Origin of the sequence: Treponema vincentii (assembly GCF_018336815.1) — a bacterium.
In the GTDB taxonomy this organism is placed as follows: domain Bacteria; phylum Spirochaetota; class Spirochaetia; order Treponematales; family Treponemataceae; genus Treponema.
This window is the reverse complement of record NZ_CP050497.1, coordinates 2373254-2396728: the sequence shown is the minus strand read 5'-3', so window position 1 is coordinate 2396728 and position 23475 is coordinate 2373254. Positions and strand designations below refer to the sequence as shown.

The following is a 23475-nucleotide window of genomic DNA, read 5'->3' as shown; positions in this document are numbered from 1 at the left end:
TGATGCGGTAAATGGCGAAGCGGTAACCTACAACATATACTTGCAAAAGAGTATTAAGTCCTCTTATTTTAATACGATTGACCTTCTGAAATGTCCTCTGTTGATCTCTATAAAGATATAAAGGAAAAACAAACGCAAAACGAAGATAATCGGACACTCAATCTGTATTGGATGGAATTGCATAAGAAGTTTTCTATTCCTTTCGGCGCCTTCTTTTTTGTATTGCTTGCCTTTGCCATCAGCAGTGCCGGTAAGGTACATAATCAAGGTGTTGGTTTTGTATTAGGTCTTTTAATAGCCGTTGCATATTGGGCGCTGTTTATGGGCGGGCAAACGCTCTGTTTACGGCTTGATTGGAACGGTACTTCCGCCATGTGGGTACCCAATATTATGGTCTTTACCGCATCCATTGTGTTGCTGGGGAAAAAATTATTCAGATGAAAATTCTTCAACGATACTTGCTGCAGCTCTTTTTCCCTGTCTTTGTGATAACGATTTTATTTTTTATTTTGCTCCTGCAGCTTGGTGATCTTTTTCTCAATCTACCGCAGTATTTGCAAAATCAAGCACGCTTTGTTACACTGCTTCGGGTGATGTATTTGTATTTGCCCAAGTGTATATCGTTTGCAATGCCTCTTTCTGTTTTGTTTGCAAGTTCGTATACAATGGGAAATATGTACGCAAAAAAATGAACTTACTTCGATCTTTGCTTCCGGTATGCCGCTTGCCGTGTTGGTGGCTCCGCTTGTACTGTGCGGATTTTTGTTATCGATAGGGATGTTTTATTTTGAGGATCGTATCTTAATTCACTTTCAACGGCAGAAAATTGCACTGGTAAATTCTATCTTGGAACCTCAACAGAATTTGAATAGCAATGATTTGGTTGTTTTATCCGATTCGGGGAAGGTTGTGTATTTTGCCGATTATTACGATGATAATCAAAAGGAATTGAACAATGTGCTGATTGTGATACGTACCGAATCGGGTGATATTTCTACCATTATAAAAGGTAATTCGGCACAGTGGCAAACCGATCATTGGGAGGTAACGGATAAATCAATCTACACCTTTACCGCCGATAATGAGGTCCTCTACCAAGATTCAATCGATGCGAAACTTTTTTTCGAACCTCCCGAAACCTTTCAACGGAATATTACATCTATTGATGAGATGACTATTGCACAGGCAAAACTCTTTATCAATAATTTAAAAAAAATGGGGTTACCCTACCATGAATACCTTTCACAATATTACCGCCGTTTTTCATTCCCGTTTACAACGTTCATTGTTTTGTTTTTTTCTGTTTCCATCGGCGGCCGCTTTAAAAAAAATATCCTGCTGATGAGTTTGCTCTTTAGTTTAGCCCTTGCAGTTCTCTATTATGTTACCGAGATGATGACCATGCTTTTTGCAAAATGGGAGTATATTTCCCCGCTTGCAGGCGCGTTTCTCCCTCTTTTAATTTTTACGTTCTTGAGCATTGCTATGCTGAGAATAGCGCGCACGTAAAAATCATACCTGCTAAACTTCCGTTCCGGAACTAAACCCTAGAATCACGGCGGGTTCTTAGGGTAGAACCCTAAGCGGCTATTTTGAAAATAGGATGGGTTCTAGGGAAGGGAAGAAATCTTTTATCCGAAAAAAGTGTCTTCCCTTCCCTAATTGATTTTGAATTTAGCAACTTCTGCGACTAAACTCTCGATACTCCGCTTATTCTGCTGCGTAATACCGTTAACCTCCTGTACCGCATTGTTGATTTGTACGGCGCCGGAAGCCATTTCGTTCATACTGTCGGTAATAACGCGGGTAAGGTTATCCAATTTTCGCATTTCTTCCGCGACTCCTTCACTGCCTTTCAGCATTTCAGCGGAACCTGCTTGAACCTCCAACGTTACCATATTGATATTTTTGATAGCGGTAAGCACTTCTCTGCTGCCGTGTTCTTGTTCGCGCATTGCCTCAGTAAGGCGGTTACTCATCTCTTTAACCTGTTCGGCAAGGGTAAAGATTGTATTGAATTTTCCTTCGACGATTTTGGAAGAATCGGAAAGCGTTTCAATTTCACCTGATAGCGTTTTAAGTGTTGTTGTTATCGTTTTCCCTTGAGCAGCCGAATCTTCGGCAAGTTTGCGGATTTCATCTGCGACAACGGCGAAGCCTTTTCCTGCTTCCCCTGCGTGTGCGGCTTCTATTGCAGCATTCATTGCCAGCAGGTTTGTTTGCGATGCAATATGTTGAATAACACTTGATGCTTCTATCAGAGAGCCCGATTCTTCGGCAATCTTTTTGGTAACTGCATTGGATGTTATCAATGTGTGTTTTCCGTCTCCCGTAGCACCGGTAAGGCTTTTGATAGCTTCGTCGGTTTTACCGAGCGTCTGCCCGATGGATGTAATGTTGGCAACCATTTGTTCTATTGATGCAGAAGATTGCGCAACACTCGCGGCTTGCGTTTCGATACTGCCGTTAAGCTGTCGAATAGTGCGTACTATCTCTTCGATAGTAGTTGCTGTTTCGGTAACGCTTGCAGCCTGTGTAAGGGCTTGCTGTTTAACGCTTTCGATATTTGCATTTATTTGATGTACGGCGCTTGCCGTTTCGGTCATGTTGCTTGCAAGCTCTTCACCGACAGCCTGCATAACCTCTGAGCTATCTTCGACCGTTTTAACTGATGTACCGATCTTCTCTATTGTCTGATTAAAGTAATTGGAAAGATCGGTTATCTCATCATACCCTACGACCGGTAAGCGTACCGTTAAATCACCCTCTCCTTGTGCTATATCTTTTAATGCTTCCACTGCTGCCTTTATCGGCTTTACTATTTTATATGCAGTGATATACACGATGATAATTGCGAGTATTAAGATTATAGTTGTAATGCTATACAATACTTTTTGCATAACCGTTATACTGCCTAAAAATTCATGTATGGGAGCGGAAAGAATAACCCGCCATCCGGTACTTGCAATTACGCCGAAAGCAGCTATTTGTTCTTCGCCTTTCCACTGAAAGTATCCTGCATCCGATTCTGTAGATTGCAACGCTTTTTTTTCGAATGCGGCTATTTCGACAAAGGAAGGATCGCTTTTCGCTTTTTCTATGCTGTTTTCTTGGGATTTTACCGCTTCAATGTCAGGGTCTCCGATGGTATTGCCGGAAAGGCCGATAACATAGCAGTCACCTGTTTCTCCAATTACAATATCGGATATCATTTTGGAAAGACCTGATGCATCTACCCGTGCATATAAAACACCGATAATGTTCTTTTCGTCATCATAAATCGGAACGGAGAAAAATGTGAAAAGCTCATTGGTTACCCGCGAAAGCATCGGTTCCGTTACAAATGTTTTTCCGTTGAGTGCAGATTGATAATATTCCCGATCGGCAACATTCAATTGTCTCCCATCGGTAAGCCATGCATTTCCCATCCTGTTGCAAAGTCCGAATGCATTTATTTCAGAATTGTTGAATGCGAGTTCATTTGCAAGGATAGAAATTTTTTGTTCATACGGGATATCTTTTCTCAGGGCCTCTTGCCGTGCGATAGCGGAGAGGGTGGCAACAAAAGTATTAATGCGTTCATCTATCAGAGCAGCTGTGTCTTTCGCCTCTTCGATAAGTTGGATGTGGACTTTTTCCAACAGCGCTTTTTTTGAAATCGTTGTTGCGGTAATTCCTAAAACAGAAATCGCAAGCAGCATTAACAAGCCGAATACACAGATAAGTTTACGTCGAATTGAAAAATATTTTCGGGGGTATTATACTTTTTTCATTCATTTTGTCAAGCCTCTCTCAAATAAAATATTTCCTAAATATCGATTTTCTCGGCTATATATAATCCGTATCGATACTTAATAGGGCTTGATTATATTCATAAAGATATTCTTTTGCAAGAGAGCGGCTATTTTCTATATTTAACCGTAAATATTGTAGGATGCTATAAAGAGAGGCTGTTCGTAAAGGATGGGGGCGTTTATGCTTCTTTTTTCTTTATCGCGACCTGATCGATTCGCTGTCCATGCATACTGAGTACCGTACAGATAGAGGAGCCGATATCAATACTATCACCCGGATGAGGAATGGCACCGAATCGTGCAAGCAAATAACCGGCAAGGGTGTAGTATTCTTCCGTAGGGGAGCGTTCGATATCTTCTAAAAGATGTAGAACCTGCACTTCGTCAAGGCTCATCTGTGCGCTTATAACAATGCTGCCGTCGGCTTGCGTAAGCTGTTGCCGTTTGGTATGCTCGGATGTCCGAACGGTTTCATTAAATACGCTGTTTAATAAGCCGTTCTTTGTTATAAAACCTTCAATGCCGCCGTATTCATCGATAACACAGGCTGCATTTGCTTTATGCTCGTTCAGTAATTCAAGCGTATGTTTAATGGTTTGCGATTCGGGAATAAACAGCGGTTTGGTTAAAATCTTTTGTAAATTCGGCGGCGGTGTTTCCAGTCTGCTTTGCAGGTAGTCTCGGACACTCAGGATTCCGATAACCGCATCAATTTTACCTGCACATACCGGAAAATAGCTTAACTCCTTTTGAGTTTTTATCAACATAAGGATATCTTGGCTCTTATCGACAATATCGATCCACACAATGTCGGAACGGTACGTCATACAGCTGCCGATTTTCCGCATATATACGGATAGCCTTTTCTCTTTTGCCGGATGCTGTGCCGGTAACGGAAGATTCATACGGTATGTGCAGCGTAAAAAATACAGAGCATAAGGTTCGAATATTATCTATAAACTGAGATCGACGAGCGCTGCTGTACGTGCTGTGCCGGCATAGATACTCTCTTTATGCGCATAAGGCCGTTTCAGCGATGCAATTTGCTGCCGTAAGCCGGCAATATGCGTTTGCAGCAGTTCGCGGTTTTTTTTATTCTGAGCCAAAACTCTTTTTTGTAAGTCATCCAAATCCGTTTTAAGATGAGGAATATCCGAATGTTGTGTATTCTTGCAGATATTGGTATACATATATTCCAGCGGATCGATTACTTTTTGAATAGTAAATATTTCGGCAATAATTGATTCTTCAAGCTCCGTGTGCTGTAAGACAGCATCGGCGTTTTCGTCGGAAATGCTTTTTTCTTGTTTTTCCAATACCATCAGGTATTCGCGGAATTTAAGCCGCTGCTGCTCTAACAGCAACCTGAATCGTTTGAGGACTGCAACCCGTTCGGCAATTTCGGAATCGTTAAGCGTGGCTGTATGCATGGTCTTACCCTGCTATATTGACGCCGGAAACAACCGGTTTCATTTCTGTTGCAGCGGCGGCAGTTGAATTGACAACATGATGCCATGCTTCGCGCAGTTCTTCCATCATGCTACGTACTGTGATAAGCGGTTGCGGATCCTTTTGCATATTGGCTTGAAAAAGCTGTTGGTTAAAGAAAGAGTAAAGCGATAAGAGATTTTCAGCAATTTCTCCTCCTTCATCCATATTTAAGGATGCCATTAGCTCGGTAATAACATCCTGCGCTTTTAAGATGTACTGATGAATGCGTTCGATATTTTCCGCTTCGATTTTTCCGTCAGGCATGCCTTCAATGGCAAGGGTAATATTTTTAATACCCTCATCATACAGCATAATGATCAGAGAACCCGGACTTGCTGTCTTTACACGTGTCTCTTTATATGCCGTTAAGGCTTGACTGTTATAACTCATTTTAATCCCCCATGCGATCGCGTGTTCCTTCTATCTTATCGGCAAAAGAACCGGTCTGTTGAGCTTCTGAATGAAGAATTTTCCGCTTTTTCTGCTGACTATGATGTACGGTAAGTACATTAGTTAAACATAAAACAAAAATTAATGGGTTATTCGGTTAAAAAGGGTAAGTATGCGGTTATAAGCGGATGAAGGGAGTCGAACCCTCGTCTCCAGCTTGGAAGGCTGGGGTAATAGCCGTTATACGACATCCGCAAAAATATGAAGCTACTATACCGAAAAACACCTGATATGTCAATCGGAATCTGAATTTTTTTATACGGCAGGCTCCGGCTTTCGCCGAAACCTGCCGTATACGAGGCATCTTGAAAAAGTTTTTTCAAGATGCCTGCATACTCATTTTTTACTCATAGCTGATTTCCATAAGATTTTCGTTGCCAAATTCTTTCGCACGCTCTTTGGTAAACGGGAATTCCAGAACCGGCATTGCTCCGAAACCGATATACTCATCGTTTATCTTCCATTTTACTGCAGAACCGTCTGTTGTTTTAAAGGTGAGAAAATCTCCTTCATCCCGCATGCCGGGATTAATAAGTGTAGTATCAAGCGGTTTCGTACATCGTATTTTTGAAGTATCGAACCGCAGCTCTAACTTTTCTGCAGTCTTTTCCGTGTACTCGAAGCGAAGGCTGGAAGCCTCCGCACCAACCCTATACCAGCACAAATTTCCCTCCCTGGTTTTTACAGGAGCGCCATTTACCGTCCATGAATCGGCCATCTTTCCGGCAGAAGGTTGAGCGATAAATATGAGCTCTTCATTTTTTCGTAAACGGTAGCGCCGTCAGTTACCGGTGTGCCGGTGTTGGTATACAAAACAATGTTTTTCCAGCATTTCATTTTGCGAGAATCAAAGTGTATGACCGCTTGTGCCGCTGTTCTGGGCGTGTAGTCAATGTTTATAACGCCGCCTTGCACGTCTTCAGCCTTTACGGTGTAAGTAAACCATGGCTGTGTTGCATAGTCTTTTTCCACGCCGTTGACCGTCCACTTGTTCACCGTCTGTCCGGCAGGCGGCGTCGCAGCAAAGTCCAGCACATCATTTTCATACACCGTGTCGCCTGTGTTAACAAAAGTATAGGTTCTCTGATTCCGGCATTTCATTTTGGAGGGATCAAACTGTATGGTTCCATGCGCCGCTGTTCTGGGCGTGTAGTCAATGTTTATAGCGCCGCCTTGTACATCATCAGCCCGTACGGTGTAAGAAAACTCTGGTTGTGTCGCATAGTCTTTTTCCACATTGTTGACCGACCACTTACCAACCGTCTGTCCGGAAGGCGGCGTCGCAGTAAAGTTCAGCACATCATTTTCGTACACTGTGGTACCTGTAGTAATATCGTCTCCGCCATCTTTCGAGCAGGTCATTTTGGAGGGAGCAAACTGTATGGTTCCATGCGCCACGGTTTTTATCGCACAGTCAACCTTTATAGAGCCGCTCGGCGCATCCGCAGTTTTCACCTTGTAATGAAAAGAGGGGCTTGATTGTCCACCCTGGTCCACGTCGTTGACCGTCCACTTGTCAACCGTCTGTCCCGTAGACAGCGTCGCAGTAAAGAAAAGCTCATCATTTTCATGCACTGTGTCGCCTGGGTTAATATCACCTCCACCGTTTTTCCGACAGGTCATTTTGGAGGGAGCAAACTGAATAGTAATTTTCCATTGTGCGTAGAGCGTAATCTCCGCAGTAACGGTATCGGTTGCAAAGTTCCATGGTGTGGTACAAGTGTTTTCTTTATACCAACCGCCGAAGGTAAAAGAAGCCTTTACCGGATCAGCCGGTTTTTGAACTGTTTTACCGTGTTCTACCTCAAGCGGCGTTACCGCTGTGCCGCCTTGTGTGTCAAAGTTTACCGTGTATTTTTTTAAGGTAAACGTTACCGTTACCGTGCTGTCTTGTGTTACGGTGAGGGTTGCGGTTTTATTATCTGATGCAGCCGTTGCACCCGTCCAGCCGGAAATATCATAGCCGGTATTCGGTACGGCAGTAAATTCCAGGACGGTTCCTTTTTCTATCTTTTTTTCTGAGCTAACGGGCGTGCCGTTTGTGTCTTTTGCGCTTATCAAACCGCCTGCAGCCGGGCTGGCGTTATAATGAACGGTGCACAATTCCGTTGCCGGAGCGCTTTGTGCCTTAAATTTGACCGTTGCCGTTATATCTTTATCCGCCTTTACCGTAATCTCCGGCTCGGTCTTTTTTTCTTCATTAATCAATATATAATCAATTTCGTAGCCGGGATCCGCGGCGGCTGTAAAGGTAACATCCGTACCTTTTTTTACCGATGCTCCCGAGGTCAGGTTCGTATCGCCTGCTTTTGCCGTAAGCGTACCGTGCCCGCCTTTTACCGCAAATGTTACGGTAACGGTTGCAGGGGCAACAGCCGTCCATTTTGCATACAATGTAATATCCGCGGTAACGGTATCGGTTGCAAAGTTCCACGGCGTTGTACAAGCGCTTTCTTTATACCAGCCGCCGAAGGTAAACCCATCTTTTGCCGGATCAGCCGGTTGTGCAATCGTTTTACCCTGTCCTGCCTGAATCGGTGCTACCGCAGAGCCTCCCTGTGCGTCAAAGGTTACCGTATAAGTAACCGTATCCGCCGCCTTAAACTTCACGGTTACCGTTAAGTCTTTATCCGCCTTTACCGTAATACTCGTATCGGATTTTGTTTCTCCGTTAACACTCAAAGATTCAACGGCGTAGCCGGGATCCGCGGCGGCTGTAAAGGTAACATCCGTACCTTTTTTTACCTGTGCGCCCGACTTTAATTCCTTACCGTCTGCTTTTGCCGTAAGCGTACCGCCGGTTCCATCGCTTACCGTGAACATTACGGTAACGACAGGCGTCCATTTTGCATACAATGTAATATCCGCGGTAACGGTATCGGTTGCAAAGTTCCACGGCGTTGTACAAGCGCTTTCTTTATACCAGCCGCCGAAGGTAAAAGAAGCTCTTACCGGATCAGCCGGTTTTGCAATTGTTTTACCCTGTGCTGCATTAATCGGCGCTACCGTAGAGCCCCCTTGCGCGTCGAAGGTTACCGTATAGGGCGTTGGGGTGGGATTGAGGCCTTTACAGCTAAGAAAAACGCTTAATCCCGATGCCATAAGAAGCAGGAGGAGAATGCCTCGTAACATGTTTCTCATCTTCATAATGATACTCCTTTATTATTTGGGCATCTGCAAAAATTTGAGAGGGATTTTTTAGATGCCGTTTTCGTTTCTTTGTGAGTTTGTGCAGCCTTTCGATTGTTCACCACGGATGATTGGATCACTTACACATGGCTCTCAAAAAGAATCAACTTATCTTCCATTATCCCCCCTTAAAGTCAAGTGTATGATTCACTTTTACCGCTCGATTTTGTATACTTATGATTATGATTAAGGCATGTATTTTTTGATTTGGATGGAACATTGACCGATACCGTTCGGACACTCGCTTATTTTGTTAACGCCGAAACTGCAAAGCACGGATTACCCCTGCGCCGGTGGAAAATTTTAAACAGTTTGCGGGAAACGGGGCTCGGACGCTTATTCACAGGGTATTGGCATATCACGGCGTTACGGATGCGGCGTTGGAAGATACGATTTTACAGGATTACAATGCGGCCTATGATGCCGATTTTTTATACTTGTGTACCTTATATGACGGCGTTGCCGATATGATTACAGCGTTGCGTAATCAAGGTGTCCAGCTGGCGGTTCTTTCAAATAAGCCGCAGCCGACTACGCAAAAAATCATCAAAGCTTTTTTTTTTGATGCGGGAACTTTTCCGCCGTTTTCGGTCAACGGGAAGGCGTTCCGCTCAAACCGGATCCTGCCGGCGTGTTTGAGATTTTAGAGCTTTTACATCGCCAAAAACAGGAATGCCTCTACATCGGAGACACCTCCGTGGATATAAACACCGGAAAAAGCGCGGGGTTGACTACCGTCGGCGTGCTGTGGGGTTTTCGAGACCGTGCCGAATTGGCAGGTGCCGGAGCAACGCATATTATCGCAAACCCGCAGGAGCTGCTGCCGCTTGTAACGGCATAACCGACTTTATTCGTGCGTGTGGTTTAATACCCTGGCGTTTCTCTAACCGCCGCGGATGTATAGTTTTGACGAACGCGCTGCGCCGTGATTGTTGATTCACCATAATCGAGCCTCGTTGGAAACAGGACGGCGTTATGAAAAAAAGTATGCCTAATCTTTCTTTAAAAATAACAGCAGTGCAATCGTGCAGATAATGATATATCCGGCAATGCTGTAGCGGTCGGGTATTTCGTGGAACAATAAAAAGCCGAATGCTGCGGCAAAGAGAATTTGCGTATAGTCGAAAACCGCGATATTTTTGCCGGTGCATAAGAATACGCCGCGGTAACGGTAAATTGCCCTCCTGCCCCCGCAGCTCCGGCGGCAAGCAGCCAGAAAAACTGCTGCAAGCTCATCGGTTCAAAGCCGTAGACGAAAAAAGGCAGCAGTATCAGCATGGAGGCTGCCGAAAAGAAAAATACTACAAATGAGCCTGATTCTTTATGTGTTAACAGATAGCGTATGCAGGTGTACGCGCCGCCTGCACAGAGACCGCCGAAGCAGGCAATAGAAGCTGCAAAGGTATGACCTGCCCCTGCAAAAGCCGGTTTGATAATTAAAAGGCTTGCGGCAAATGCACAGACGGCTGCAAGAATTCGGGTAAAACGGATTCGCTCCTTTAAAAACAGAAATGAGAAGAAAATGGTAAAAAACGGTGCGAGCTTTGCCAAAATAGAAGCGTCGGCAAGCGCTAAGTGACTGACCGCATAAAAATTGGAAACCAATCCGGCAGTGCCCAGTACTGCCCGTAATATAAAGAAGGGAATATTCTTTTTTTGCGGTAGCGCAAATTGACGGGTCTTTATCAAAAAAAAGAGCGACGCACAACAGGCAATGCTATTCCTAAAAAATGCTTTTTGGATAGACGGTAAATCGCCGGATAGCTTTGCGCATAAATTCATCACAGTAAAAAAGAAAGCCGAACAAATGATGCACAAGATCCCTTTTTGTGCGGATGTCAATCGAATACTCATAATACCGTCAAAGTATAGCAGAAAGAAAGGTAATTGAAAATTGATTCGTGTAGGCATCTGCATTGTCAGCTGTTTCTAGGTTAAATAACTTTAATGCTTTTTTCTTTTTGTATAAAAATACTGTTTTTAACGCTTTTTATTGCATATTTATACATAAAATACTTGACATTTTTTGCCGAAGAACTTACTATCAACGAAAGTTATATTTTACAGAATCTTTAAAACCGATGCGGGATTTTAAGGACTTCCAACCGTATGGCCTATTGTTCCTGATACTCATACGGACGGGTATCGTTAGAAACTCGATGAGCGTTTTAAAGGTTTCTGGTATCAAAAGGAGTTGAATATGAAAAAATGTATGCCGCATTTGTTTTGTTGACTGCGCTCTTGAGTATATCCGTCTTAGGGTGCAGCAAAAAGCAGAAACAAAGCCGGAAAAAGTCGAGTCGGGGGATAACGGAAAAAATGCCTCGTATCATATCGGTATCGTAACGGGAACGGTCTCTCAATCCGAAGATGATCTCCGCGGTGCTGAAAAACTGATCGAGATGTACGGTTCCGCGAAAACCGGCGGTATGATTCAGCATATCACCTATCCTGATGACTTTATGTCGCAGCAGGAAACGACTATTACGCAGATTGCCGCTCTCGCAGACGATCCGATGATGAAGGCTATTATTGTCAATCAAGGAATTCCCGGAACTGCAGAGGCGTTTAAGCGCGTTCGGGAAAAACGTCCCGACATATTGCTGTTTGCAGGTGAACCGCACGAAGACCCGCTGGTTATTCAAGCTGCGGCTGATATGGCGATAAACAATGATTTCGTGTCACGCGGATATACGATTATTTGGGCGGCGAAAGAGCTTGGTGCAAAGACGTTTGTGCATATTTCCTTTCCGCGGCACATGTCGTATGAAACGCTCGGACTCCGCCGCCAAATTATGGAAGCGGCATGTAACGATACCGGGGTGAAATTTGTGTTTGAAACCGCTCCCCGACCCGACCAGTGATGTCGGAGTTGCGGGCGCTCAGCAGTTCATCCTTGAAAAGGTTCCGCAGTGGATTGAAAAATACGGCAAAAAAACCGCGTTCTTTTGTACGAACGATGCGCATACGGAGCCGCTCTTAAAGCAGCTTTTTACAGTACGGCGGTATCTTTGTTGAAGCAGACCTTCCGTCCCCGTTAATGGGCTATCCGGGAGCGCGCTCGGTATCGATCTTACCGAACAAGCCGGAGACTTCGGATCCATTTTGACGAAGGTTGAACAGTCCGTTATCGACAAGGGCGGAGCAGGCCGGTTCGGTACATGGGCATACTCTTACGGCTTTACGGTCAGTGCCGGTTTGGGTGAATATGCCCGCCGCATTATCGATGGCGAAGCGGAGAAAGGCAGCCTTACTGATCTATCGAAAGCGCTGGGGTCTTTACTCCCAATGCACGGTGGAAGAGTGCGTACTACACGGATGCCAACACCGGTGTGCGTGCGAAAAATCAGGCGTTGGTATTTATGGATACCTATATTCTCGGAAAAGGCTTTTTGTCGACAACCGAGCAAGAGGTACCGCAGAAATACTTAAATATGAAATTTAATAAATAGTAGAGAATAGAAACTATTTAAAAAAAGCCTCCTCAGCAGAACGGGTACATGGAAAATTTTGAAGTAAACCTGTTCCGAAATGAAAGTTGCGGAACAGGTTGCCTTGAATACGTGTACCCGTTTTTTTTATCGATAGTAAAGAGGAAACATTGAGATCGGGTATCTCTATTGTTTATAAGGATGATAGAAATTTATGAATAATGATGAAGTTATCTTATCCATCGATCATATTACGAAGGAATTTTCAGGGACGCCCGTTTTGCAGGGTGTGAGTTTTGATGTCCATGCGGGAGAAGTGATCGGGCTGGTAGGAGAAAACGGAGCCGGAAAGACAACGCTGATGAGCATCCTGTTCGGTATGCCGGTGATCACCGAAACGGGCGGATACGGCGGGACGATTAGGATGCAGGGTAAAGAGGTCGTGTTCAAAACGCCGTTCGACGCTCTCGGTGCGGGCGTCGGAATGGTGCATCAGGAATTTTCGCTGATTCCGGGTTTTTCTTCCGGTGAAAATATCATGCTGAACCGCGAGCTCGAACAGGAAAGCATTATCTCCGACCTCTTTGGGCCGCGGCTTACGACGTTAAACCGCAAAGCGATGCGCGAGCGGGCGCAGCAGCGGCTTAACCAACTCGGGGTTTCGATTAGTGCAAAGACGCTCATTTCCGAGATGCCGGTCGGACATAAGCAGTTCACCGAAATTGCCCGCGAAATAGACCGCGATAATGTACGGCTCTTGGTGTTGATGAACCGACTGCCGTCCTCACCGAATCGGAGGCGGATGTGCTGCTTAAATCCATCAAAGCATTAGCGGAGAAGGGCATCGCAATCATCTTTATTTCCCATCGCTTGCACGAAGTTATGGAAATTTGCGATCGGGTTGTCGTGCTGCGCGACGGCGTTTCAATTCAAGACACGGAAACTGCAAAAACGGATATGCAGGCGATTGCGGCCGCGATGGTGGGAAGAAAGGTTGAAGGTCAAGTTGCCGAAAGGACGGCGCGGCAGTTTGACGAAACCATCCTCGAGGTAAAACACCTGTGGGTGGATATGCCGGGAGAGCTGGTTGATGATGCAAGTTTCTCCGTTAAAAGGGGCGAGATATTCGGCATCGGCGGTTTGGCGGGGCAGGGAAAAATCGGTATTCCCAACGGTATTATGGGGCTGTTCCGTGCGGGCGGTGAGGTTATCTTTAAAGGCAAGCCGCTTGACATCAGCAAAACTTCAAAAGTGCTTTCGGAAGGGATTGCCTTTGTTTCCGAAGATCGGCGCGGCGTCGGTCTTTTACTGGATGAAAGTCTTGACTGGAATATCGCCTTTACCGCTATGCAGGCCAAGCATAAATACTTAAAAAAATATCTGGGCGGGTTAATCACCGTCCGCGACGAAAAAGCGATGAAGGCGCTTGCCGACGAGTATATCAAGATGCTGCAAATTAAATGCACCGGTTCCCAGCAAAAGGCGCGGGAGCTTTCCGGCGGTAATCAGCAAAAGTTGTGTTTGGCAAAAGCATTTTGTCTGGAGCCCGATTTGCTCTTTGTTGCGGAGCCGACGCGGGGTATCGATGTCGGTGCTAAAGCGCTGGTGTTGGAAGCAATCCGCACGTTAAATAAAGAAAAAGGCGTTACCGTTGTGATGATTTCCAGTGAACTTGAAGAGCTGCGGTCTGCGTGCGACCGTATCGCTGTCGTATTCCAAGGCAAGGTTGCTCATGTGCTGCAGCCGTCCGAAGATCCGGCTGAGTTTGCGCTTTATATGGCAGGAGTAAAATAGATGGAACAGTTAAAAAAACAACTTGCGGCATTCGGATGGCCGCGCATTATCATTTTCTTGTTTTTTATTGTCGCTGTTTATTGCGGCTCCTTTTGTCAATGTCAGCATCGGTGCTTCCCTGTCGGATACGATAAACCGCTTCGGGATGAATGCCCTCTTGGTGCTTGCGATGGTGCCGATGGTACAAACCGGCTGCGGTCTTAACTTCGGGTTATCGCTCGGCGTTATCGGCGGGCTGCTCGGTGCAACGCTCGCAATGGAACTGAACCTAACCGGATGGGCAGGCTTTTTCAGCCGTGGCTTTTACGATATTGATCTGTGCGGTTATCGGCTATGCTTACGGTAAACTTTTGAATCTGATTAAAGGCGAAGAGATGACGATCGCTTTGTATGTCGGCTTTGCTGCGGTTATGTTCATGTCGATTTTGTGGCTGCTGTTGCCGTACACCAATCCGACAATGGTGTGGGGCTATGCGGGAAAAGGTTTACGTACAACCATCACGCTCGAAGGATACTGGCTGAAAATACTGAACAATTTATGGGCGTTTAAAATCGGCGCTTTCGTGTTTCCGACCGGGCTTATTCTCTTTGTCTTTATCTGCTTTTTTATTATGAAGGTATTTATGAAGACACGGACGGGAACGGCACTGACTGCGGTCGGTTCAAATCCCGAATTTGCGCGGGCAAGCGGTGTAAATATCGACCGCGCGCGAATTATCAGTACGGTGCTGTCTACCGTTATCGGCGGCGTCGGGATTTTGCTGTATCAGCAAAGTTTCGGCTTTATTCAGTTGTACCAAGCGCCGCTCTTTATGGCGTTTCCGGCGGTAGCGGCTATTCTGATCGGCGGCGCCTCGGTCAATAAGGCGTCGATTTTAAATGTGATGCTGGGAACATTTCTGTTTCAAGGTATTTTAACAATGACTCCCTCCGTTATTAACAGTGTGTTGCAAACCGATATGTCGGAGGTTATCCGTATTGTCCTGTCAAACGGTATGATCTTATATGCACTGACGCGGAAAACGCAGGCGGCGAGGTAGATTATGGTATCGTCTAATATGCTTAAAAAAAAGTGGGAACATTTTTCCGCGGTTGATTTTATTCTGGATAATTTGGTATCCATCATATTTTTGGTTATTTCGTTCCTTGCCATTCCCGTGTCGGGGTTATCGGCGCACCATATTATCGCCGAAATTTTAACGCGGATCGGCAGAAACTCCTTTTGGTGTTCGCGCTCATCCTGCCGATTATGGCCGGAATGGGTATTAACTTCGGGATGGTGCTCGGTGCAATGGCCGGGCAGATCGGCCTTATTTTTGCAAATGGACTGGAGCATCGGCGGTATCTACGGATTGGTGTTCGCAGCCTGTATCGGAATGCCGCTTTCCATCCTGCTTGGGATTGTTGCCGGATCGGTACTGAACCGCGCCCGCGGGCGGGAAATGGTTACCAGCTACATCCTCGGTTTTTCTTTAACGGGATTTATCAGTTTTTGTGCTGTACATCCTCGGGTCGGTTATTCCGATGCACAATAAGGCGATTATGCTTTCCCGCGGCTACGGAGTGCGCAATACGCTTGAGTTGGCGCCCGTCCGGCAGACGCTCGATACGGCAATTCCGCTTATGATTGCAGGGTTTAAAATTCCGATTCTTTCGTATCTGATTATCATTGCGCTGTGTTTTTATCGTGTGGTTTAGAAAGACAAAACTCGGACAGGATATGCGGGCAATCGGTCAAAATCAAGCGGTTTCGCTCGCCTCCGGTATTGCGGTTGAGCGGACACGGATTATTTCGATTGTTATTTCGACAGTGCTTGCCTGTATCGGACAGATTATCTTCTTGCAGAATATGGGAAAACATGAGCACCTATAACGCGCATGATCAAACCGGTTTCTTTGCCGCCGCGGCAATCCTTGTCGGAGGCGCTTCGGTAAATAAGGCAAGCATTAGAAACGTCTTTATCGGTATTATCTTGCTGCACTTTTTGTACATTGTTACGCCGATGGCAGGACAGCACCTCTTTGATTCTGCGATGATCGGCGAATACTTTAGACAGTTTTCCGGCTATGCGGCGATTGCGTTATCGCTTGTTATGCACGCGGCGCGTAATCAAAAGAATGCGGAAAAACAGCGGGCTGCGCTGCGGGCCGAAAGCGGGAGGGCATAATGATTCGAGTACGTTCAAAAAAAGGTCAGCGGCTGGTTAAAATAGGCTTGGTTGTTTTTTATTTCCTCATTATGGCGCTTATGTTTTTATTCGGCCGCTCTCATACCGTGCTGATAGACAACAACAACGATCCGAACGGTGCATATAAAGCGATTGACGGCTGTACTATTTCATTTAATGGAGAAAAACCGATCGAGATGTTTAAGGGCGACCGCGATAAAATTATGCTGCGGGGTCAGACTCATCATGTAAAGGTTAGCTTTTTTAACGGGCAAGAAGATGTTACCGGTACTATCACCATTCCGTTGTTTGAAGATGCGGTGATGGTGTCTATTCCGGCTTTTACGAGAGGCGAGAATGCCGTCAGTCACTTTGAGCTGTATAAAACCGGCGGAGGAGTAGAATCTTGGTTCTTTTAAAATTCTTGACTGGATAAGTAATAAATTATAGTATGGTGCGAATTATTCTTTATATAGACGAGAGGAGATTTGCCGATGACTACTGTAGTATCAAAACCGCCGAAAACTATTTTTGTCTTGAATTTTTTAATATACACCGGTGTTTTTATTTTTATTTTTTTATATGCATGGTATGTAAGAATACTTCCGCAAGATGCGCTCTTTAAAATTTTAATAGCGCCATCTACCTTATTGACCGCCTGTGCTACGATTGTTTTCCCAATTGTTCTTTATAAAAAGACTATGGCTATTGTCCTCAACTGGCAGACGGAAGAAGACGGTGTAAATAAGGCGAATAAAGCGTTGGGTTTATATTCAAAACTCAGTATCGGTGTCCCGATTGTATTAGCGACTGTAACTCCGGTTGTATCGCTGTTATGGATAGGCGTGAATTCGACAATACTGTTTATTGCGGCAATTTTTACATCGACAGGGTGCTTGTTTTTTGTAGCGCTCTTTTTTTATGTGATCTGGATTCAGAAGCTTGAACAATATGTAAATTTTTTACCGCTTGAGAGAAAGCATATTTCTATGTCGTACACGACGCGCGGTATGCTTGTCGGTTTTTTCCTTTTTGCAGGTATCATTTTCCTTTGCATATCTCCATTTTTAGCGAGTCTTTATAATGGGATGACTATTATAGAGACCGTAACACATTCGATTATTCCGATATCTATCGTGGTATTGCTGGGAGCTCTTTTTGTCAACTATACACTTTACAAGGGCATTAATACGGAATCGAACTTATCGTTTCTTTTACCGATAAATTGGCGCTTGGAGATTTTACTCCGAATTATTTGGAATTGCGACGGCGTGATATTTTTTCGGACTTTTAGGAACGAGATTAAATCTGTTCCATAAAAATACGGTCTCTTTACTTACCGGTGTAAAAGATAAAAGACAGCTATTATAAGGTTCGGCTCGAAGCTTTAAAACCGTACAAAAGACAAAGATGCAGGAAGCAGCGCCGTAGCGTGTTATACCGCGCAAAGTATGACCCGACGGATGCGGTTCGGTTTGCAGCGGTAGAAACGCTGGCTGTGCTGAATACGGCAGAAGGTAATGCATGGCTTGCCGAAACATTCCGCGATGCTAAAAAGAGCGAAAAATTACGGATTACAATCTCAGCGCGGCGTTAAAGCACAATTCTACGGCGCTTGCCGCTGATTTGGATACGGTGGTGCTGGGAACCGTAACGGACAACAAGCAAAAAGAAACTGCGGTATGAATTCGGTAAAGAAATTGCAAAAAAAATCGAAAATACTGCAACGACGGAAATTTGCAAAGCTTTTTTACAGAGCGATGATGTGTTAACCAAAAGCATCGGGCTTGATATGTTTAAGACAAATGCTTCCGCGGACGCCCGCGCCTTAGTAGAAGCTATCGCACAAGACGAAAAACAGGGTGCACTACAGCGCCGCGCCCGGCGATTGCTGGAATAACGGGCTTGGCGTTATGCTTGCTGCCTTGGCGTAGGGTATGTCTTGGCAGCGTTGGTTTTAGCCGATTGACTGGCTACCGGCATCGATACAGGCGGAAACCTATGGCTTGCATAAACTTTTTCTTTATGGTACTATCCATAAAGAACTTTATTATCCTTATAAGTCTAGGCAGGAGTCGTTCAAACGGCTCTTTTTTTGTTTACGGGAGTTGATGCAATGGAATATGTGCAAAAAGAAACCGTTCCGTATTTTACCGATTATGAACAACTGGTTACCGGTCTCGGATATAAATTGGTTGATTTGCAGATTGTTCATCAAAAACAATGTGGCTGGTAAAGGCCGTTATCTACAGTAAAAATGGAGTTGGAATTGACGATTGCTCAAAGGTACATCGAGCGTTATTATCGCGTGCAGAGGTTTTGCTCAATTCTCAGGATATTCAAATGGAAGTAAGCTCTCCGGGGCTTAACAGAGTAATAAAAAATGCAGCGGAATTTCAAGCCTTTATTGGAGAAAATATAAAGGTATTGGAAGTTTCCTGTCCCGATTGGCTTGAGGGAGAATTGCTGGCTGCGGATTCGACGGGTCTCTGTTTAAATAGTTCCGGCGGGCAAAGAAATATCCGGTATGCGGATATAAAAAAAGCGAAATTGAATAAGATCTAAGGAGTCGTGATGGCTGGGGTAAAAATTGAAGACGTCCGTAAATTCGCGTTAGAAAAAGAACTGGATGAAGATCTTGCATTTAAAATTGTTGAACAAACATTAAAAGCTGCATACAAAACAGCCTTTAAAACCGATGCGAATGCAGTTGTTATTATCGGTGATGATGCAGTAAATATCTATGCACGTAAAAAGATCGTTGATGATGTTGTGAACCCCGTGCTTGAGGTAGACATAGAAGAGGCAACAAAACTTGCTCCTGACTGCGAACTCGGTGATGAACTCCTTTTTGAGCTGGATCCTAAGGATTTTAAGCGCGGTTCGATTCAAGCGGGTGTACAGCGCGTGCATCAATCCACGAGAGAAATCCAAAAGGACAGCATTTATTCCGAGTATAAGGCGAAAGAGGGCGAGATTATCATCGGCTATTATCAACGGAAGAAAAACGATAATATTTATGTCGATCTCGGAAAAGTCGAAGGTCTTTTGCCGCGGAAATTTCAGCTGCCTCAGGAAATATATCATCCGAACGATAGAATAAAAGCGCTTATAAAGGAAGTAAAAAAACACCGGCAATCGAATGTCGTACAGCTTATCCTGTCTCGTACCGACCCCGATTTTGTGCGCCGTTTAATGGAGCTTGAGGTTCCTGAAATTTACGATAATATTGTTGAATTGTACAAAATTGTCCGTGAACCCGGTTACCGGACAAAGGTCGCTGTTATCTCTCATAGGGAGGATGTAGATCCCGTCGGCGCCTGTGTCGGTCCAAAAGGCGCTCGTATTCAGACGATTATTACCGAGTTGGAGGGAGAAAAAATCGATGTGCTTGAGTATTCAAGCGATCCGGCAGTATTTATTGCCAATGCTCTCTCTCCCGCCGAGGTATTAGATGTTGTTATTCTTGATACGGAAAAGCGTACGGCGCTTGCCGTTGTTGCGGAGAGTCAGCTTTCAATTGCCATTGGAAAGCAAGGCTTGAATGTCCGGTTGGCAAACCGGCTGGCGGATTGGAGTATCGACGTCAAAACAGAAAAACAGTTCCAAGAGATGGATATTCACGCCGAGACTCGTAAGGCGGCAGAAGAGCTGTTCAATGATGAGGCTATTTTGCTGACGGAAGTTGAGGGGATTGACCCCGATGTTTTGGCGCTCTTGCATGAGAATCATATTGAAACAGTTGAGCAGTTCTTGGATGCTCCGCATCAAGAACTTTGTGCGCTTCCCGGTATGTCGGAAGAAAAAGTTAATACTCTTGAGGCGTTAATCAACGAAGCATTTGAGATTGTTGATGAAAATCAAGCGCCGGAGCAGGAAACACAGCCTGAAAATCAAACAATGTCTGCGCCTATTGAAGATGCGGAAGAAGAAGTATACGAATGTCCCGAATGTGGGGCGCCGATTACGATCGATATGACAGTCTGTCCTAGCTGTGGTGTCGGTTTAAGTTTTGAATATGAGGACGAAGAATAGGAGTTGTATGGCAGAAGGTATCGAAAATACTCAGGAACAAAAAGTTATTCTCAAAAAGGCAAGGCCTGAACCGGCTTCGACGCCGGTAGCTCAGCCTCAGGTACAGCAAACTGCAGAGCAGAGACCGGTACGAACCATAAAGCGTAAGCTCAAGCCGGTGGCGCATCCCGCGTCGAATTCCGCCCCATCAAACACTGCAGGGAATCGACCTGCCGGTGAGCAGAAGCGGCGCCCTGTTGTATCTTCGACTCCTACGGATCATTCCGCTCAGCTGAAAAAAACGGCGGAGCATCCTGCGCAGGCTTCGGAACGAAAAAATTCAGGGTATGCACAGAATGAAGAAAACCGACGTGTACAAAAGCACAGCGGCGAACGCACAGAGCGCTATGATAAGAACCGGCATGAAAAACCGATACGGAGAGAGAGTGCCGAAACCCAATCTCAGACTCAACAGACGCAATCGGATAATAAAAATCAAATCCGTTCGCTGGATTTAAGCAGCAAACGCCCTGATAGGCGCGCGGGGAATCTCGCGGGCGGCTCAAAACCGGTTAGCCGTTTCGGTAACCAAGGGAATCGGCATAAGTCCGGTTTTGCAGGCGGACAGGGGCGAACGCAGCAAGATGGACGCGGTGAGAACAATCGCGGAGGCCGCATGGGCGGCTATTCGTCAGATAGACCGCGTACAGGCGGTTTCAATAAGCCCGGTTTCCAAGGCGGACAGAATAGAGGCGGCGGCGGTCGGCCGATGTCAAGCCCGATGCCGCTTGAAACCAACAAACAGAATACTAAAAAAGCGTTTAAGGGCAAAAAGACTTATTCACGCAAGGATCAGGAGAGCGAATTCTTTGAAGAGAAGCTACTGCAGCAAAGAAGAAGGCTAAAGAAAAGGTAAGCGCCGTTCCTAAGAGCATCGAGATGATGGAATCCATTTCCGTTGCGGAGTTAGCTCGGAAGATGAACCTTAAAGCCTCTGAACTTATCGGCAAACTAATGGAAATGGGCATGATGGTAACGATGAATCAGTCCATTGATGCGGACACTGCAACCATCCTTGCTTCGGAATACGAATGCGATGTTAAAATCGTCAGCCTCTATGATGAAACCATTATCGAGACTGTGAGTGATGAAGATGCCGAGCTGCTGACGCGGCCGCCGGTTGTTACTATTATGGGACATGTAGACCACGGTAAGACCAAAACACTCGACGCTATCCGCAGTACCAATTACTACTGCACAGGAGTTCGGCGGCATTACTCAGCATATCGGCGCTTATATGGTGTCTACCCCCAAGGGAAATATCACCTTCCTCGATACGCCCGGCCATGAGGCATTTACGATGATGCGCGCGCGTGGCGCTGAGGTTACCGATATCGTCGTGTTGGTAGTCGCAGCCGATGACGGCGTTATGCCTCAGACGATTGAAGCGCTGAACCACGCAAAGGATGCAAAGGTTCCGATTATCGTTGCAATCAATAAGGTCGATAAACCGGAAGCGAACCCCGATAAGATAAAGACCCGCCTTGGTGAACTCGGCCTTGTTGCCGAAGAATGGGGTGGAGACACGATATACGTTCCTATTTCAGCCTTGCAGAAAAAAGGTATCGACGACCTGCTCGATGCAATTCTGTTGCAGGCGGAAGTGCTGGAGTTAAAGGCAAATTACGATTGCCGCGCGGAAGGAAAGGTTATTGAATCAAAGATCGATCACGGGCGCGGTGTTGTCGCAACGATTATCGTACAACGTGGAACGCTCCATACCGGCGATCCCTATGTGGCAGGTGTGTATTCGGGGCGTGTCCGCGCTATCTTTAACGACAAAGGCGAAAAGATTGACGAAGCGACACCGAGTATGCCGGTAGAGATTTTAGGACTTGAAGGAATGCCCAATGCAGGGGATCCTTTCCAAGTAACCGAATCTGAGCGTATGGCTCGTCAGATTTCGTTAAAACGGCAGGAGCTCAAGCGGTTTGAAGACTCTCGCAATGTGAAGAAGGTAACGCTCGATAATCTGTATGAAACGATTACCGACGGCGAAGTCCTTGAACTCAAAGTAATTATCAAAGGTGATGTGCAGGGTTCGGTAGAGGCCTTAAAGCAGTCGCTTGAAAAGCTGTCTACCAAAAAATAATACGCTTGAATGTTATCCATGCTTCTGCCGGCGCTATCAATGACTCCGATGTTATGCTTGCCGCAGCGGATTCCAATGCGATTATTATCGGCTTCAATGTCCGCCCCACATCACAGGCAAAGGCGCTTGCAGAGCAGGAAAAAGTCGATATCCGCAAGTATAACGTTATCTATAAAGCCGTTGAAGAAATTCAACAGGCTATGGAAGGAATGCTCAGTCCCGATATTAAAGAAAACGTTATCGGTATGGCTGAAATCCGCAGCGTCATTAAGGTACCTAAGGTCGGTAATATCGCCGGTTCTTACGTGCTTGAAGGTACGGTAAAACGGAGCAGTACGGTTCATCTTATCAGGGACGGTATTGTGGTGTTCTCAGGTAAGCTTGCGTCCTTGCGCCGGTTTAAGGATGACGTCAAAGAAGTGGCTGCAGGTTACGAATGCGGTATTGCGCTTGAGAACTTCAACGATATAAAGGTCGGCGACCAGCTTGAGATTATCGAAACCGTTGAGGTGGCACGCAAGTTGGCGGATACGCAGCATTATGAAGCGCCCGAAGCCCATACCGGCGATCACGGAGAAGCAGCCGAATGAGTGAGTTCCGTTTGGATAAACTCGCAGAGCAAATCCGCGAGGAAATTTCTCAGCTGATTTTTTCGGGAAAGATAAAAGACCCGCGCGTTTCCAACTTTCTTTCGATAAACAGGGTGGAAGTGTCCGGCGATCTTGCGTATGCAAAGGTGTACGTTTCCAGCTTTATGGATGCGCACAAGACAAAGCAGGGTGTCAGGGGATTGGAAAACGCGGCGGGATTTATCCGCACGAACTTGGCAAAAAAACTGCATATCCATCAGTGTCCTCAGTTTACTTTTATCTATGACGAAAGCATCGAAGAAGGCTTTAATATGGTAAAAAAAGCTTGAAGCCTTAAAAGCCGCGTCGGATTCGGGAACAATGCCCAAGAGTGAACCTCAATTTATTATCCCCTTTGCAAAA

20 protein-coding genes, 1 tRNA gene and 7 pseudogenes are annotated in these 23475 nt (G+C 45.5%); 20 read left to right on the top strand and 8 right to left on the bottom strand.

Going from position 1 to position 23475, the window contains the following annotated elements; genetic code table 11:
• Positions 1–90 precede the first annotated feature (90 nt).
• Genes GWP40_RS13080 through GWP40_RS10895 form a run of 3 tightly spaced genes read left to right on the top strand, consistent with a single transcriptional unit; the run spans position 91 to position 1509 of the window.
• Positions 91–441: an LptF/LptG family permease gene (locus tag GWP40_RS13080; protein WP_230974430.1), complete on the top strand. Its 351-nt coding sequence runs from the start codon at positions 91–93 to the stop codon at positions 439–441.
• Complete coding sequence (locus GWP40_RS13075; RefSeq protein ID WP_230974429.1) at positions 438–692, top strand: LptF/LptG family permease; 255 nt, start codon at positions 438–440, stop codon at positions 690–692. The genes GWP40_RS13080 and GWP40_RS13075 overlap by 4 nt, the downstream gene beginning before the upstream one ends.
• Positions 649–1509 (top strand): LptF/LptG family permease, encoded by an 861-nt coding sequence (locus GWP40_RS10895; protein WP_230974428.1) that lies wholly within the window; start codon positions 649–651, stop codon positions 1507–1509. The genes GWP40_RS13075 and GWP40_RS10895 overlap by 44 nt, the downstream gene beginning before the upstream one ends.
• A 149-nt stretch (positions 1510–1658) precedes the next feature.
• On the opposite strand, the gene GWP40_RS10890 is transcribed toward GWP40_RS10895, so the two are convergent.
• The 7 genes from GWP40_RS10890 to GWP40_RS13070 all read right to left on the bottom strand — a co-directional run bounded on the left by GWP40_RS10890 (position 1659) and on the right by GWP40_RS13070 (position 8882).
• A complete protein-coding gene (locus tag GWP40_RS10890) occupies positions 1659–3701 on the bottom strand; it encodes a methyl-accepting chemotaxis protein (RefSeq protein WP_212565336.1) in 2043 nt (680 codons plus the stop codon).
• Between the two features lie 272 nt (positions 3702–3973).
• Positions 3974–4699, bottom strand: a complete 726-nt coding sequence (locus GWP40_RS10885) for a transporter associated domain-containing protein (RefSeq protein WP_212565335.1) — start codon at positions 4697–4699, stop codon at positions 3974–3976.
• 48 nt (positions 4700–4747) lie between these two features.
• The gene (locus GWP40_RS10880) at positions 4748–5224 is read right to left on the bottom strand and encodes a flagellar biosynthesis protein FlgN (protein ID WP_212565328.1); all 477 of its coding nucleotides are present in this window, start codon (positions 5222–5224) and stop codon (positions 4748–4750) included.
• Positions 5225–5228: 4 nt separating this feature from the next.
• Positions 5229–5675, bottom strand: a complete 447-nt coding sequence (gene fliS, locus GWP40_RS10875; RefSeq protein WP_212565327.1) for a flagellar export chaperone FliS — start codon at positions 5673–5675, stop codon at positions 5229–5231.
• Positions 5676–5858: 183 nt separating this feature from the next.
• Positions 5859–5930 (bottom strand) — tRNA-Gly (locus tag GWP40_RS10870).
• Positions 5931–6078: 148 nt separating this feature from the next.
• Positions 6079–6399, bottom strand: coding sequence for a hypothetical protein (locus tag GWP40_RS10865; protein WP_212565334.1), 321 nt, complete (start codon positions 6397–6399; stop codon positions 6079–6081).
• A 32-nt stretch (positions 6400–6431) separates the two neighbouring features.
• Positions 6432–8882, bottom strand: a complete 2451-nt coding sequence (locus GWP40_RS13070; protein ID WP_230974427.1) for an InlB B-repeat-containing protein — start codon at positions 8880–8882, stop codon at positions 6432–6434.
• A 224-nt stretch (positions 8883–9106) separates the two neighbouring features.
• Here GWP40_RS13070 and GWP40_RS10845 point away from each other — a divergent pair.
• Positions 9107–9765 (top strand): annotated as a pseudogene (locus tag GWP40_RS10845) (HAD family hydrolase).
• A gap of 161 nt (positions 9766–9926) precedes the next feature.
• Here the strand turns inward: GWP40_RS10845 and GWP40_RS10840 are convergent.
• The gene (locus tag GWP40_RS10840) at positions 9927–10706 is read right to left on the bottom strand and encodes a DMT family transporter (protein WP_230974673.1); all 780 of its coding nucleotides are present in this window, start codon (positions 10704–10706) and stop codon (positions 9927–9929) included.
• A gap of 479 nt (positions 10707–11185) precedes the next feature.
• Here GWP40_RS10840 and GWP40_RS13470 point away from each other — a divergent pair, with 479 nt between their 5' ends.
• The 16 genes and pseudogenes from GWP40_RS13470 to rbfA all read left to right on the top strand — a co-directional run bounded on the left by GWP40_RS13470 (position 11186) and on the right by rbfA (position 23402).
• Positions 11186–11788 (top strand): DUF3798 domain-containing protein, encoded by a 603-nt coding sequence (locus GWP40_RS13470; protein WP_330997229.1) that lies wholly within the window; start codon positions 11186–11188, stop codon positions 11786–11788.
• On the top strand, positions 11754–11942 hold the full coding sequence (locus GWP40_RS13465; RefSeq protein ID WP_414162745.1) for a DUF3798 domain-containing protein: 189 nt from the start codon (positions 11754–11756) through the stop codon (positions 11940–11942). Before GWP40_RS13470 ends, GWP40_RS13465 begins: the two co-directional genes overlap by 35 nt.
• A 22-nt stretch (positions 11943–11964) precedes the next feature.
• Positions 11965–12023 (top strand): annotated as a pseudogene (locus tag GWP40_RS13620) (hypothetical protein); the annotation flags it as partial.
• Between the two features lie 6 nt (positions 12024–12029).
• Entirely contained in the window at positions 12030–12356 is a 327-nt protein-coding gene (locus GWP40_RS13460; RefSeq protein WP_330997248.1) for a hypothetical protein, read from the top strand.
• Positions 12357–12569: 213 nt separating this feature from the next.
• Positions 12570–14149, top strand: a pseudogene (locus tag GWP40_RS10830) (sugar ABC transporter ATP-binding protein).
• Positions 14150–15189: pseudogene (locus GWP40_RS10825) on the top strand (ABC transporter permease subunit).
• Positions 15190–15192: 3 nt separating this feature from the next.
• Positions 15193–16317, top strand: a pseudogene (locus GWP40_RS13455) (ABC transporter permease subunit).
• On the top strand, positions 16317–16736 hold the full coding sequence (locus GWP40_RS10815) for a DUF6672 family protein (RefSeq protein ID WP_212565333.1): 420 nt from the start codon (positions 16317–16319) through the stop codon (positions 16734–16736). The pseudogene GWP40_RS13455 and the gene GWP40_RS10815 overlap by 1 nt, the downstream one beginning before the upstream one ends.
• A gap of 75 nt (positions 16737–16811) precedes the next feature.
• A complete protein-coding gene (locus tag GWP40_RS10810; RefSeq protein ID WP_230974422.1) occupies positions 16812–17636 on the top strand; it encodes a hypothetical protein in 825 nt (274 codons plus the stop codon).
• 113 nt (positions 17637–17749) lie between these two features.
• Complete coding sequence (locus GWP40_RS13045; RefSeq protein WP_230974421.1) at positions 17750–17914, top strand: hypothetical protein; 165 nt, start codon at positions 17750–17752, stop codon at positions 17912–17914.
• A 168-nt stretch (positions 17915–18082) separates the two neighbouring features.
• A complete protein-coding gene (locus GWP40_RS13300) occupies positions 18083–18217 on the top strand; it encodes a hypothetical protein (protein WP_269140245.1) in 135 nt (44 codons plus the stop codon).
• Between the two features lie 323 nt (positions 18218–18540).
• A pseudogene (locus tag GWP40_RS13040) lies at positions 18541–18624 on the top strand (ribosome maturation factor RimP); the annotation flags it as partial.
• Positions 18625–18660: 36 nt separating this feature from the next.
• Positions 18661–18882, top strand: a complete 222-nt coding sequence (locus GWP40_RS13035) for an LSm family protein (RefSeq protein WP_230974682.1) — start codon at positions 18661–18663, stop codon at positions 18880–18882.
• Positions 18883–18891: 9 nt separating this feature from the next.
• Positions 18892–20352, top strand: a complete 1461-nt coding sequence (gene nusA, locus GWP40_RS10795) for a transcription termination factor NusA (RefSeq protein ID WP_212565332.1) — start codon at positions 18892–18894, stop codon at positions 20350–20352.
• A gap of 7 nt (positions 20353–20359) precedes the next feature.
• A pseudogene (infB, locus tag GWP40_RS10790) lies at positions 20360–23073 on the top strand (translation initiation factor IF-2).
• Complete coding sequence (gene rbfA / locus GWP40_RS10785) at positions 23070–23402, top strand: 30S ribosome-binding factor RbfA (protein ID WP_212565331.1); 333 nt, start codon at positions 23070–23072, stop codon at positions 23400–23402. Before infB ends, rbfA begins: the two are co-directional and overlap by 4 nt.
• Positions 23403–23475 lie beyond the last annotated feature (73 nt).

Excerpts from the sequence above, each read along its gene's own strand:
- GWP40_RS13080 (WP_230974430.1), top strand. The coding sequence starts at position 91 with ATGTCCTCTGTTGATCTCTATAAAGATATAAAGGAAAAACAAACGCAA.
- GWP40_RS13075 (WP_230974429.1), top strand. The coding sequence starts at position 438 with ATGAAAATTCTTCAACGATACTTGCTGCAGCTCTTTTTCCCTGTCTTT.
- GWP40_RS10890 (WP_212565336.1), bottom strand. The coding sequence starts at position 3,701 with ATGCTGCTTGCGATTTCTGTTTTAGGAATTACCGCAACAACGATTTCA.
- GWP40_RS10885 (WP_212565335.1), bottom strand. The coding sequence starts at position 4,699 with ATGAATCTTCCGTTACCGGCACAGCATCCGGCAAAAGAGAAAAGGCTA.
- GWP40_RS10880 (WP_212565328.1), bottom strand. The coding sequence starts at position 5,224 with ATGCATACAGCCACGCTTAACGATTCCGAAATTGCCGAACGGGTTGCA.
- fliS (WP_212565327.1), bottom strand. The coding sequence starts at position 5,675 with ATGAGTTATAACAGTCAAGCCTTAACGGCATATAAAGAGACACGTGTA.
- GWP40_RS13070 (WP_230974427.1), bottom strand. The coding sequence starts at position 8,882 with ATGAAGATGAGAAACATGTTACGAGGCATTCTCCTCCTGCTTCTTATG.
- GWP40_RS10840 (WP_230974673.1), bottom strand. The coding sequence starts at position 10,706 with ATGAATTTATGCGCAAAGCTATCCGGCGATTTACCGTCTATCCAAAAA.
- GWP40_RS10815 (WP_212565333.1), top strand. The coding sequence starts at position 16,317 with ATGATTCGAGTACGTTCAAAAAAAGGTCAGCGGCTGGTTAAAATAGGC.
- GWP40_RS10810 (WP_230974422.1), top strand. The coding sequence starts at position 16,812 with ATGACTACTGTAGTATCAAAACCGCCGAAAACTATTTTTGTCTTGAAT.
- GWP40_RS13035 (WP_230974682.1), top strand. The coding sequence starts at position 18,661 with ATGGAAGTAAGCTCTCCGGGGCTTAACAGAGTAATAAAAAATGCAGCG.
- nusA (WP_212565332.1), top strand. The coding sequence starts at position 18,892 with ATGGCTGGGGTAAAAATTGAAGACGTCCGTAAATTCGCGTTAGAAAAA.
- rbfA (WP_212565331.1), top strand. The coding sequence starts at position 23,070 with ATGAGTGAGTTCCGTTTGGATAAACTCGCAGAGCAAATCCGCGAGGAA.